This window comes from Streptomyces sp. NPDC039430, assembly GCF_055639435.1.
Window position 1 is genome coordinate 100061 of the sequence record NZ_JBVKAK010000017.1, and the last position, 11673, is coordinate 111733.

The following is an 11673-nucleotide window of genomic DNA, read 5'->3' on the forward strand; positions in this document are numbered from 1 at the left end:
CCCGCTGCCACACATGCGTCAACAATGCCCATGACAAAACCGAAGGAACTTCGGTCACAGAGGGGACCCCACATGAGAAAGCCTCTCCTCGGCGCGCTGCTCGCCGTTCTGCTCCTCGGAGCGGGAGCGGCACCCGCCATGGCCACAAGCCATGACGCGGGCGCGCCCACGAAGGCCGCCGGGACCGCGGCAACCGCCCAAGCCAAGGTCCAGGCAGTCGACTTCGCCGGAACGGTCGCACTCAGCAACTGTTCCGGCTCCGTTGTCCGTACGCCCGCCTCGCAACCGAGCGACCCCGCACTCGTCCTGTCCAACGGCCACTGCCTGGAGACCGGCATGCCCGCCGCCGGCCAGGTCATCGTGGACCGGGCGTCCACCCGCACCTTCAGCCTGCTGAACTCCTCGGGCACCGGCGTCGCGACCCTGCGCGCCAGCAAGATCGCGTACGCGACGATGACCGACACCGATGTGTCGCTGTACCAGCTCACCAGCACCTACGCGCAGATACAGAGCTCCTACGGGATCTCGGCGCTGGAACTCAACACCACCCGCCCGGTCCAGGGCACCGCGATCAAGGTCGTCTCCGGCTACTGGAAGCGGATCTACAGCTGCAACATCGATGGATTCGCCTACCAGTTGAAGGAAGGGAGCTGGACCTGGAAGGACTCGGTCCGCTACACCTCCGCGTGCAACACGATCGGCGGCACCTCGGGCTCGCCCGTCATCGACAACACCACCGGCAAGGTCGTCGCCGTCAACAACACCGGCAATGAGAGCGGCGGCCGCTGCACGGTCAACAATCCGTGCGAGGTGGACCAGAACGGTACGGTGACCGTGCGTCAGGGCATCAACTACGCCCAGGAGACCTACGGGATCGTGCCGTGCGTCGGCACCGGCAGCAAGATCGACTTGACCCGTCCGGGCTGCACCCTGCCCAGGCCGTAGCGACCGGACACCGCACACATGGCGTGGCGCCGCCGGGGGACCGGCGGCGCCTGGCCACGGATAACCGGATGCGGCCCGGACTCGCCGATCACTACGCTGAAACCGCGGACACCACAACCTTGGACTCTGTGCGGGTCAGACTGATGTGCGCGGACGATCTCGCCTCGGCGGAACGGGCATCGGCGCTGACGTTCCTCGACGCGGAGCGGAGCACCAGACGGGTCAGTGAGCCCGAAGCCGAGCCGCGCTCGGCGGTCGCCTCGGAGCAGTGGATCGACCGGACGCGGTTCTCCTTGAGCGTCGACCCCGGAGGGTGCTGGGTCGCGGTGGAAGAGGGGACCGGTGCCGACGGAGTCGTCGGATTCGCCATGTCCCAGAACCGCGGCGGCCTGTGGTACCTGGCGACCTACGGCGTATTGCCGGGCCATCAGGCCCAGGGCATCGGGAAGCGCCTGATGGATGCCGTACTCGCCCATGCCGACGGGCGTCCCGGCATCTTCTCCTCCAGCGTCCACGCGGGCGCCACCCGTCGGTACCGGCTGGCGGGATTCTCCCTCCACCCGCAGATGCGGATGGCCGGCACCGTCGACCGGTCCACCCTTCCCGCCGTGGACGGCCTGCGGGAGGGCCGGGCCGGCGACTTCGAGTGGATGGACCGGCTGGACCGGCAGCTGCGTGGGGCGGGTCACGGACCCGACCACGGCTACATGCTCGGTGCCATGCGGCTGGCCGTGTCCCGGGACATGACGAAGCCGGGATGACCGGGCCACCGCCGCCGTTCTCGGCAGGCGAGGGCGGACCGCGATACGTAGCGGACACGCCCGTAGCATGCGTGCGAGCGTGAGCGGAGCCACCCGGGGCGCCCCGGGTGGCTCCGGAAGGCTGAGACGAGAGGGGCCGCCATGCGCGCCGAGCAGTGGACCGGGGTCGTCACCCATCACGGCGAGGGCCCGGGCTGGGACCCCGGCGCCGGCCGGCTGAGGATCGTCGACCTGCTGGCCGGCGACCTCCTCACCTTCGACACCGAAGCCGGCGGCGGTGCGTACGAACGGTGGCACCTCGGCGAGGTCGCGGCGGCCTGGCGGCCCCGGAGCTCCGGCGGTGTGGTCGCGGCCGTCGAGCGGGGATTCGTCCTGGTGGCCGAGGACGGCACGGTCACCGCGGGCGACGAGCTGTGGACCGACCCCACGGTCCGGATGAACGACGGTGCCTGCGATCCGGCCGGTAACTTCTACTGCGGTTCCATGGCGTACGACGCCCGCCCCGGTGCCGGTTCCGTCCACCGCCTCACCCCCGATGGCGCCACCTCCCTCGTCCACACCGGGGTCACCATCTCCAACGGCCTCGCGTGGGCCCCGGACGGCGACTTCGCCTACTACGTCGACACCCCCACGGGGACCATCGCCCGGATCACGACCGACCCGTCGACCGGACACTTCTCCACCCCCGAGCCCTGGGTCACCATCGACCCGGGCGACGGCTCCCCCGATGGCCTGACCGTGGACGCAGAAGGGGGAGTGTGGGTCGCGCTGTGGGGCGGTTCCGCCGTCCGCCGCTATGCCGCCGACGGCACCCTGGACGAGGTGGTCGAGGTCAACGCACGCCAGGTCAGCGCCTGTTCGTTCGGCGGTGACGGCTATCGCCGGCTGTTCATCACCACCTCACGGCAGGGCCTCGCGGACGGCGACGACCCGGCCGCGGGCGCCGTGTTCACCGTCGACCCGGAGATCGCCGGACTGGCCCCGCTGCCGTACGCCGGATAGCGGGGCGGGCGGCCGTCAGGCGTCTTCGAGCAGACCGGCCACCAGCACGGCGAACTCCTCGGGCGTGGCGATACGTATCCCCAGCGCCTCGGCCTTGGTCCGCTTGGAGCCGGCCTTCTCGCCGGCGACCAGGAGCGTGGTGCGCTTGGAGACGCCGGACGAGGACGTGCCACCGGCCCGCTCTATCAGTTCGTTCACCTCGTTGCGCGAGAGCTTCGCCAGCGGTCCGGTCATGGCGCCGGTCACCACGACGGTCATGGAGTCCAGCGGACCGCCGCCGGAAGCGGCGTCGCCGGCCGTCCGCCCGGGCCCGGCGCCGTCCTCCTCCGACGACGCCAAGGGCGGCTCGGTGGCGCCCGGTTCGGTCATGTTGACACCCGCGGCGACGAGCTTGTCGATCAGCGGAGCCAGCTCGGTCCTGCCGTCCACCACTGACAACGGGTCCGGTCAGAGTCCCGGCGCACCCCAGACGGGGAACCAGCGCGCGAGATCGGGCTCGATCCGCAGATCGTCCCCGAGCACCGCTCTGACCTGGAGTTCCCGCTGATTGTCGCGCTTCTCGGCGGTGCCGGGCAGCGGCGCGAAGGGGTAGAAGCTGCCCCGCTTGTAGAGATAGACGAGAGCGAGGGGCCGGTGCTCGGTATCCCGGAAACTGAGCAGTGAGCAGAGCAGCTGAGGGCCGAATCCGCCCTCTTCCAGCAGGGTGTTCACCGCGTGCAGATCGGTCACCAGGGCGGCCGTGTCGTCCGGCGCCCGGCGCACCAGAAGCCAGGTGTAGCCGTAGGAGTCCTGGCTGAACTCCACCGGGCGGCTGTCCTGGCCGGTGTCCGCGTCGAGCAGTTCGCGCACGTCCTGCCGGATCCGGGCGAAGCCACCGCCCTCGACGCCCGCGAAACAGACCGAGCCGAGGCCGGTGGGGGTGTATCCGGCCCCGGCCTGGAGGGTGAGCGCGGCGGACGGGAGGGCGAAGAGCTGGTCGAGATCGGGACGGACCGGTTTGCTCCGGCCGAGGATGGCATCGAGAAGGCCCACAGGACCAGCTCCTCACAACAGAGGTTCGGGGGACGACAGTGACGGCCGCGCCGACCGGTCACGCCCTTCGGCCGGGTTACGGCCGGGCGAGTTCGGCGGAGATACGGGCCAGCTGGTCCAGCCGCTGTTCCAGCGTCGGGTGCGAGGCGAGCAGCCGCCCGAGGCTCTCCTTCGAGGCGAACGCGGGCACGAAGAAGAACGCGTTGTACGGCTCCGCCTTCCGCAGGTCCTCCGTCGGGATCCGCGCCATCTGGCCGCTCACCTTGGTCAGCGCCGAGGCGAGCGCCGAGGGCCGGCCCGTGAGCAGGGCGGCCGTACGGTCGGCGGACAGCTCGCGGTAGCGGGAGAGCAGCCGGGTCAACAGGAAGCCGATCGCGTAGACCACGGCGCTGACCAGCGGAATCAGCAGGATCGCGAGCCCCGCGGGGCCGGCGTTCCTGGCGCTCCTCGACAGCCCGCTGTAGAGCGCGATCCGGGTGATCAGACCCGCGAGCACGCCCAGGAACGAGGCGATGGTCATCACGGCGACATCGCGGTGCGCGACATGCGACATCTCATGGGCGAGGACACCCTCCAGCTCCTCCGGCTCCAGCCTGCGGAGCAGACCGGTGGTGGCACAGACCAGCGCGCTGCGTTCGCTCCGGCCGGTGGCGAACGCGTTCGGTATGTCACTCCGCGCGATCGCCACCTTGGGTTTGGGCATATCGGCCAGCGCGCAGATCCGGTCGACGGCTCCGTGCAGCTCGGGTGCCTGCTCGGGGGTGACCTCGCGCGCGCCCATGCCGAAGGCCGCGATCTTGTCACTGAACCAGAACTGGGCGATGAACAGCCCTCCGACGAGGATCAGGATGACCGGCCAGAACTTGCCCAGCACGGCCAGCAGCACGCCGACCAGGACCACGTACAGCAGGCCGATCAGGAACATGGTGGTCACCATGCGGGTGGTCAGTCCGCGGTCCTGGGTGTAGCGGGACTGTGTCATCGCTCGCCTCCATTAGCTCTTTCTTCTGTCATTTTCCTCCTTTCCCGGCGAAACGGAATAAGTGGAATATATGGAAGGCGTGGGACCGGCTCCCCGTAGGGCTTCCGCCGGTCCCACGCCCGTTCCGCGTCGGTCCCTCACCCGGCCACGACCTCGCTCCCGGCGACGGCCTCAGTGGCAGTGGCCGTGGCAGTGGCCGTGGCAGTGGCCGTGGCAGTGGCAGTGGAAAGGGCGGTGGAGGGGCGGTGGCTACAGCGCCGGGTTCGCGTTCTTCAGCAGCTCCTGGAACTGCGCGGAGAACCAGTCACCGGACAGCGGCGCGTTCGGCAGCGCACCGGACATGTTGTTGTTGTTCCGGGGATTGCCGGTGTACGTCGGGTCGCACATCCGGTCGAAGCCCTTGCCCTGGTTGTTCGGGATCTCCTTGCTCGCGCCGTCCGACTCGCCCGGGGGCTTCATCCACACGTACGCGTCGATCCCGGCGGCGGGCGCCGCCTTCGGCCGCTCGCCCAGCCCGGCACCGGACTGGTTGCACCAGTTGCCGAGATGGATCCGGCGGTCGTAGCGTCCACCGTTCACATAGGTGTCCACATTGGTCTGCGGACCGGGACCGGCGGGCCGCGCCGAGCCGCCCCAGCCGTTGCGCGAGGTGTCGATCAGCATCCCGATGCCCGACGGGAAGCCGACGCCCACCAGCTCCTGCCGGAACGCCTGGGCGAACGACTGCTCGTCGACGTAGCGGTTCCAGTCCACCCACTTCGACTCGCGGACCGACTTGCCGGCGACGTTGTCGTTGATGGTGAAGTTGTTCTCCTTGAGCGCGCCGTAGTTGGCGGTGTTGACGATGAAGCCGTGGACCTTGTCGACCGTGCTGCCCTCGGCGGTCGCGGCCTGCTTGAAGATCTGCGCCGAGGCGTTGAAGTTGTCGTCCCAGCCGATCCAGCCGTGATGGCCCGCGTCGACGTAGTTGTAGACGTTGGGGATGGCGCCGAGGTGGTTGAGCGCGTAACCGACGCCCTTGATGTAGTTGCCGTTCGCCTTCATCACGTCGCACTGCGGGGTGACGGTCGGCCGCGGTGTGACATTGGTGACCAGATTGGGCAGCGAGTCGATCTCGACGGTCGTCACGATCCGCAGACCCGCGTACTTGCTGTCGGCGAGTATGGCGGCGATCGGATCGATGTACTCGCGCTGGTAGCGGCCGATCTCCGTCGGGCCCAGCTCTCCGTTGGAGGCGAGCGCGGCGCAGTCACGGCCGGGCAGGTTGTAGATCACGAGCTGGACGACGAACGGCCTGCCCGCGGCCTGCCGCACCGCCTCGTCGAGGTGGTCGCGCAGCCCCATGCCCGTGCCGACACCCTCGATGGCCGCGATCCGGTCCAGCCACACACCGGTCGGCTGGTTGGAGACCTTGGTGCCGCCGGGTTCGGCCGCGGCCTTCGCGGACCACTCCGGGTTCACGTACACCCCGGCGTTCGCGTACGGGTTGTCGACCTTGGCACCGGCGGGCGGGTCGGTCGGCGGGTCGGTCGGCGGATCCGTCGGCCCGCCGCCACCGGGGGAGTTGCAGGTGACACCGTTGAGCTTGAAGACGGCCGGAACCGCGTTGGACCCGGTGACCGACGCGTTGAAGCCGAAGGACGCCGAGGCGCCGCTCGACAGCGCGCCGTTCCACGCCACATTGGCGGCGGAGACGGCCGTACCGCTCTGGGTGATCGCGGAGTTCCAGCCCTGTGTCACCTTCTGGTCGCCGGCGAAGCTCCACTCCAGTTTCCAGGAGCTGATCGCGTCGCCGGTGTTGGTCACATTGACATTGGCCGAGAAACCGCCGTTCCAGGCGGTCTGGATCCGGTAGTCGACGGTGCAGCCGGCCGCGGCGGCGCCGGCGGGCGCGTCCAGCGCGGTCGCGGTGCCGGCCGCGGCGGCGACCAGCGCGAACGCGGCGAGCGCCGCGCCTCGTGCACGTCGCGGAGGGGCGGGGGTGCGGCTCATGAGAGTCCCTTCAGATGGTCACGGAGTCCTACGCCGAAACTGGTGGGCGTGCCGTTGTAATCGCTGATCAGAGCGGGTCCCGAGGAGCAGTCCCAGGTGTTCCAGGTCCACCCGAGATATGAGGCGCCATGGTTGTCGAGCCAGGCCATGACCCGGTCGATATAGCCGTGCGAGCAGGTGTTCTCGCCGATCTCGCCCGCCACGAAGGGCACCTGGGCGGCCACCGGCGCGAGCTGTTCGTTCCAGCAGCTCTCGCTCGCGCAGACGTTGAAGTTGTACGTGTGCCAGGCGGCGGCCAGATTGCCCGCCGGGTCGGCGGGCCGGTACTTGAGCCACTGCCGCATGTCGTTGGAGTAGGCGATGCCGGGGATCAGCACCAGGTTCCGGGCGCCGGTCGCCCGTACCGCGTTCACCAGCGACTGCATTCCGGCCACCTCGAAATCGATCCCCGGACAGGTGCCGCCGTCGCGCCAGCAGGTCCAGGCCGCGTTGATATCGCTGGTGGCCCGGTCCGGGAACGGTTCGTTGAAGAGGTCGAAGACCACCGCCGGGTCGTCCTTGAAGGTCTGCGCGACCGAGGTCCAGAAGGCCGGTGTGTACCGCGCGTTGGGCATCGGCTTCTGGCAGGTCGCGTACTCGGTGTCCGGGCAGTGGCTGTCGTTGCCCGTGTACGTGCCGTGCGTCCAGTGCAGTTCGACGACCGGGGTGATGCCGTGTGCCTCCAGCCTGGTCACGAACTGCTTGACCGCGGCGATGTAGTTCGCGCCGGCGTACTCCGGCTTCACATGCGCGAGGCCGAGCCAGCACTCCTCGTTGAGCGGTATCCGTACGGTGTTGACCTTCCAGTCGGCGATGGCCCGCACCGACGCGTCGTCCACCGGGCCGTCGAAGATGCCGTAGCCCTGGACGCACGCGAACTCGCCGCCGGAGCGGTTCACGCCGAGCATGCGGCGGGTCGTGCCGTTCTCGTCGACCAGTTTGTTGCCCGAGGCGCGCAGCTTCGGTGGAGCGCCCCCCGGCCCCGGCGGGTCGGTCGGTGGGTCGGTGGGGGGATCCGTCGGCGGATCGGTGGGGTCACCCGGTCCCGGACCGCCGTCGCACGCCACGCCGTTGAGCCTGAACGCGGTGGGCGCCGGGTTGGACCCGGACCAGGAGGCGATGAACCCGGCGCTGAGCGAGCCGCCGGTGGCGATCTTCCCGTTCCAGCTCTCGTTGACGGCGGTCACGGTCTTCCCGGACTGCGACCACTTCCCGTTCCAGCCCTGGGTCACCTTCTGACTCCCGGGGAAATCGAAGGTGAGTGTCCAGTTCTCGACGGGTGACCCGTTGTTGGTGACCGTGACAGCGCCCTGGAAGCCACTGTCCCACTGACCGGTGGTGCTGTAGGCGGTGGTGCAGCCGGCCGCGGTTCCCGACGCGGCCGGCTGCGGGGCGAGAGCGGTGCCCGCCACGGCCAGGGCCGCGGCGGCCAGCAGTGCGGTGAGGCGGGGTGGTGCTCGCATGGAGCGACTCCTCGATGGCCGATACGCCGCCTGACACGGCGTATGACTGATGGAAGCGCTCCCACTGGTTGGCTTCCGACGGTAGCGCCGAAGTCGCGTGAGTCAACAGCCCAGTTGAATTCTTTTATCTGACAACTCGCCCGGACATGCGTCGCGTTCAAACTCTTGACAGGCCCACGGTCCCGCTCAACGCTTGGGAGCGCTCCCACTGGTTCGCACCCCCACACCACCCGCACCGGACCGCGAGGAGGACCACCCCATGCCCGGCTTACGAGGTTCACCGCCAGGGGCACCACCGCCACCCGGAAGATCCGGCACACCACGTGGAGTCCGACCGCGTGAAACGCGGCCCCGGGGAGTCCGGCCGCGCGGAGTCCGGCGCCTGCTCACCGCGCTGGCCGCCGCCCTCTCCCTGCCGCTCGGGCTCACCGCGGTCAACGGCACCCCCGCGCATGCCGCGGCCGTCCAGTGCGGTGTCGACTACAAGACCAATGACTGGGGCAGCGGCTTCACGGCCGACCTCACGATCACCAATCGCGGTACGGACCCCATCGACGGCTGGACGCTCGGCTACGACTACTCCGGCGACCAGAAGCTCACCAGCGGGTGGAACGGCGCCTGGAGCCAGTCCGGCACCACCGCCACCGTCAGGAACGCCGCGCACAACGCGCGGATCGCCCCGGGTGCCGCGGCGACCGCCGGTGCCAACTTCACCTACAGCGGTACCAACACCGCGCCCGCCGTCTTCACCGTCAACGGCGTGCGCTGCACGGGCGCGCATCAGCCGCCCCTCACCGTGCTGACCAGTCCGGCGCCCGGCGCGGTGTTCACCGCGGGCGGCACCATCCCGATGGCCGCCACCGCCGTCGCCGCCGACGGCGCCGGGATCTCCAAGGTCGAGTTCTACAGCGACACCCGGCTGCTCGGCACGGACACCACCTCCCCGTACACCTTCGACTACCCGGACGTCCCCGCCGGCGATCTCTCGCTCTACGCGAAGGCGTACGACGGCCAGGGCGCCGCGGCGGAGTCCACGCCGGTCGGCGTACGGGTCACCGCGGGCCCGTCGCTCGTCGCGAGCCCCGCCCAGCTCGGCGTGCAGCAGGGCAGGACCGGCACCTTCGGGGTGAAGCTCTCCACCCGGCCCGCCGCCGAGGTGACGGTCACCGTGGCCCGTACCGCGGGCAACACCGGCCTCACCCTCACCTCCGGTTCCACTCTCACCTTCACCGGCGCCAACTGGAACACCGCCCAGCAGGTGACCGTCTCCGCCGCGGCCACCGGCACCGGCGCCGCCACCTTCACGGCGACCGCGCCCGGCCAGACCAAGGCCGAGGTGACCGTCACCCAGCTGGCGGCGGCCGGCACCTACGAGGCCCGGTTCCTCGATCTGTACGGCAAGATCACCGACCCGGCCGCCGGCTACTTCTCGCCGGAGGGCATCCCGTACCACTCGGTGGAGACCCTGATCGTCGAGGCGCCCGACCAGGGGCACGAGACGACCTCCGAGGCGTACAGCTATCTGATCTGGCTCCAGGCCATGTACGGCAAGGTCACCGGCGACTGGAGCAAGTTCAACGGCGCGTGGGCCACCATGGAGAAGTACATGATCCCCACCCACGCCGACCAGCCCACGAACGGGTTCTACAACGCGTCGAAACCGGCCACCTACGCCCCCGAGTGGGATCTGCCCTCGCAGTATCCCTCGCAGCTCAACGGCAATGTCGCGGTCGGCAACGACCCCCTCGCAGGCGAGCTGAAGAGCGCCTACGGCACTGATGACATCTATGGCATGCACTGGATCCAGGACGTCGACAACGTCTACGGCTTCGGCAACTCGCCCGGGAAGTGCGAGGCGGGACCGGCCGACCAGGGCCCCTCGTACATCAACACCTTCCAGCGCGGACCGCAGGAGTCCGTCTGGGAGACCGTGACCCAGCCGACCTGCGACTCCTTCACGTACGGCGGCAGGAACGGCTATCTGGACCTCTTCACCGGGGACGCCTCCTACGCGAAGCAGTGGAAGTTCACCAACGCGCCGGACGCCGACGCCCGCGCCGTGCAGGCCGCGTACTGGGCGTCGGAGTGGGCCAAGGAGCAGGGCAAGGGCGGCGAGGTCGCGGCCAGTGTCGCCAAGGCGGCCAAGATGGGGGACTACCTCCGCTACGCGATGTACGACAAGTACTTCAAGAAGGTCGGCGGCTGCGTGGGCGAGACGGCCTGCCCGGCGGGCAGCGGCAAGAACAGCTCGCACTACCTGCTCTCCTGGTACTACGCGTGGGGCGGCGCCACCGATGCCTCGGCCGGCTGGGCCTGGCGCATCGGCTCCAGTTTCAGCCACAGCGGCTACCAGAACCCGATGGCCGCCTGGGCGCTGAGTTCGTACGCCGATCTCAAGCCCGCGTCCGCCACCGGCCAGCAGGACTGGAACACCAGCCTCAAACGGCAGGTGGAGTTCTACCGCTGGCTCCAGTCCGCCGAGGGCGCCATCGCGGGCGGCGCCACCAACAGCTGGCAGGGCCGGTACGCGCAGCCCCCGGCCGGCACCCCCACCTTCTACGGCATGTACTACGACGAGGCGCCCGTCTACCACGACCCGCCGTCCAACCAGTGGTTCGGCTTCCAGGCCTGGTCCATGGAGCGGGTCGCGGAGTACTACCACCAGACCGGCGACAGCGCCGCCAAGGCCGTGCTGGACAAGTGGGTCGCCTGGGCCCTGTCCAAGACCACCGTCAACCCCGACGGTACGTACCGGATCCCGTCGACCCTCCAGTGGTCGGGCAAGCCCGACACCTGGAACGCCGCCGCTCCCGGCGCCAACACCGGTCTGCATGTGACGGTCGCCGACTACACCAATGACGTCGGGGTGGCCGCCGCGTACGCCAAGACCCTCTCCTACTACGCCGCGAAGTCCGGCAACGCGGCGGCGAGGACCACCGCGAAGGCGCTCCTCGACGGGATGTGGGACCACCACCGGGACGCGCTCGGGATCGCGGTCCCGGAGACCCGCGCCGACTACAGCCGCTTCGACGACCCGGTGTACGTACCGAGCGGCTGGACCGGCACCATGCCCAACGGCGACGCGATCAACGGGAGTTCCACCTTCGCGTCGATCCGGTCCTTCTACGAGGACGACCCGGCCTGGTCGAAGGTCGAGGCGTATCTGAACGGCGGGGCCGCGCCGACCTTCACGTACCACCGCTTCTGGGCGCAGGCCGACATCGCGCTCGCCCTCGGCTCGTACGCCGATCTCTTCGAATAGCGGCGGCTTTTCGGGGCGTATGACCGATTGCCCACGGAGGGTCCCGTGTCTCCCCGGCGCGGGACCCTCCCGCTGTCAACCCCCCTGTCGACGCGACCGATTGATGTCTGTATGCCGCACTGAATTGACAACACAAGGTCAAATCCTGGTATCCGATCTGTTCTTACGAGTCCGATCGATGTCACTCTCTGGACG

General features: G+C 69.4%; 8 protein-coding genes and 1 pseudogene. 4 read left to right on the plus strand and 5 right to left on the minus strand.

Annotated elements, in window-relative coordinates:
• Positions 1-72: 72 nt before the first annotated feature.
• The 3 genes from ACZ7LS_RS30890 (at position 73) to ACZ7LS_RS30900 (ending at position 2708) form a co-directional block, all read left to right on the plus strand.
• Entirely contained in the window at positions 73-945 is an 873-nt protein-coding gene (locus ACZ7LS_RS30890) for a S1 family peptidase (protein ID WP_385135656.1), read from the plus strand.
• A 128-nt stretch (positions 946-1073) separates the two neighbouring features.
• Entirely contained in the window at positions 1074-1706 is a 633-nt protein-coding gene (locus ACZ7LS_RS30895; RefSeq protein WP_385135718.1) for a GNAT family N-acetyltransferase, read from the plus strand.
• Between the two features lie 141 nt (positions 1707-1847).
• Positions 1848-2708, plus strand: coding sequence for an SMP-30/gluconolactonase/LRE family protein (locus tag ACZ7LS_RS30900; RefSeq protein ID WP_382674548.1), 861 nt, complete (start codon positions 1848-1850; stop codon positions 2706-2708).
• 15 nt (positions 2709-2723) lie between these two features.
• On the opposite strand, the pseudogene ACZ7LS_RS30905 reads toward ACZ7LS_RS30900, so the two are convergent.
• From ACZ7LS_RS30905 to ACZ7LS_RS30925, 5 genes and pseudogenes are all read right to left on the minus strand, one after another.
• Positions 2724-3143: pseudogene (locus ACZ7LS_RS30905) on the minus strand (BRCT domain-containing protein); the annotation flags it as partial.
• Between the two features lie 12 nt (positions 3144-3155).
• Positions 3156-3740, minus strand: a complete 585-nt coding sequence (pspAB, locus tag ACZ7LS_RS30910) for a PspA-associated protein PspAB (RefSeq protein WP_382524432.1) — start codon at positions 3738-3740, stop codon at positions 3156-3158.
• Between the two features lie 76 nt (positions 3741-3816).
• Positions 3817-4722, minus strand: coding sequence for a zinc metalloprotease HtpX (gene htpX / locus ACZ7LS_RS30915; protein WP_382524433.1), 906 nt, complete (start codon positions 4720-4722; stop codon positions 3817-3819).
• A gap of 249 nt (positions 4723-4971) precedes the next feature.
• On the minus strand, positions 4972-6714 hold the full coding sequence (locus tag ACZ7LS_RS30920) for a glycoside hydrolase family 6 protein (RefSeq protein WP_382524435.1): 1743 nt from the start codon (positions 6712-6714) through the stop codon (positions 4972-4974).
• Positions 6711-8216, minus strand: a complete 1506-nt coding sequence (locus tag ACZ7LS_RS30925) for a cellulase family glycosylhydrolase (protein ID WP_382674556.1) — start codon at positions 8214-8216, stop codon at positions 6711-6713. The genes ACZ7LS_RS30920 and ACZ7LS_RS30925 overlap by 4 nt, the downstream gene beginning before the upstream one ends.
• A 259-nt stretch (positions 8217-8475) precedes the next feature.
• Here ACZ7LS_RS30925 and ACZ7LS_RS30930 point away from each other — a divergent pair, with 259 nt between their 5' ends.
• A complete protein-coding gene (locus ACZ7LS_RS30930; protein ID WP_385135660.1) occupies positions 8476-11478 on the plus strand; it encodes a glycoside hydrolase family 48 protein in 3003 nt (1000 codons plus the stop codon).
• Positions 11479-11673: the final 195 nt, after the last annotated feature.

What these genes read in the sequence shown, in the direction of transcription:
- ACZ7LS_RS30890 (WP_385135656.1), top strand. Translation starts at nt 73, where the DNA reads ATGAGAAAGCCTCTCCTCGGCGCGCTGCTCGCCGTTCTGCTCCTCGGA.
- ACZ7LS_RS30900 (WP_382674548.1), top strand. Translation starts at nt 1,848, where the DNA reads ATGCGCGCCGAGCAGTGGACCGGGGTCGTCACCCATCACGGCGAGGGC.
- htpX (WP_382524433.1), bottom strand. Translation starts at nt 4,722, where the DNA reads ATGACACAGTCCCGCTACACCCAGGACCGCGGACTGACCACCCGCATG.
- ACZ7LS_RS30920 (WP_382524435.1), bottom strand. Translation starts at nt 6,714, where the DNA reads ATGAGCCGCACCCCCGCCCCTCCGCGACGTGCACGAGGCGCGGCGCTC.
- ACZ7LS_RS30925 (WP_382674556.1), bottom strand. Translation starts at nt 8,216, where the DNA reads ATGCGAGCACCACCCCGCCTCACCGCACTGCTGGCCGCCGCGGCCCTG.
- ACZ7LS_RS30930 (WP_385135660.1), top strand. Translation starts at nt 8,476, where the DNA reads ATGCCCGGCTTACGAGGTTCACCGCCAGGGGCACCACCGCCACCCGGA.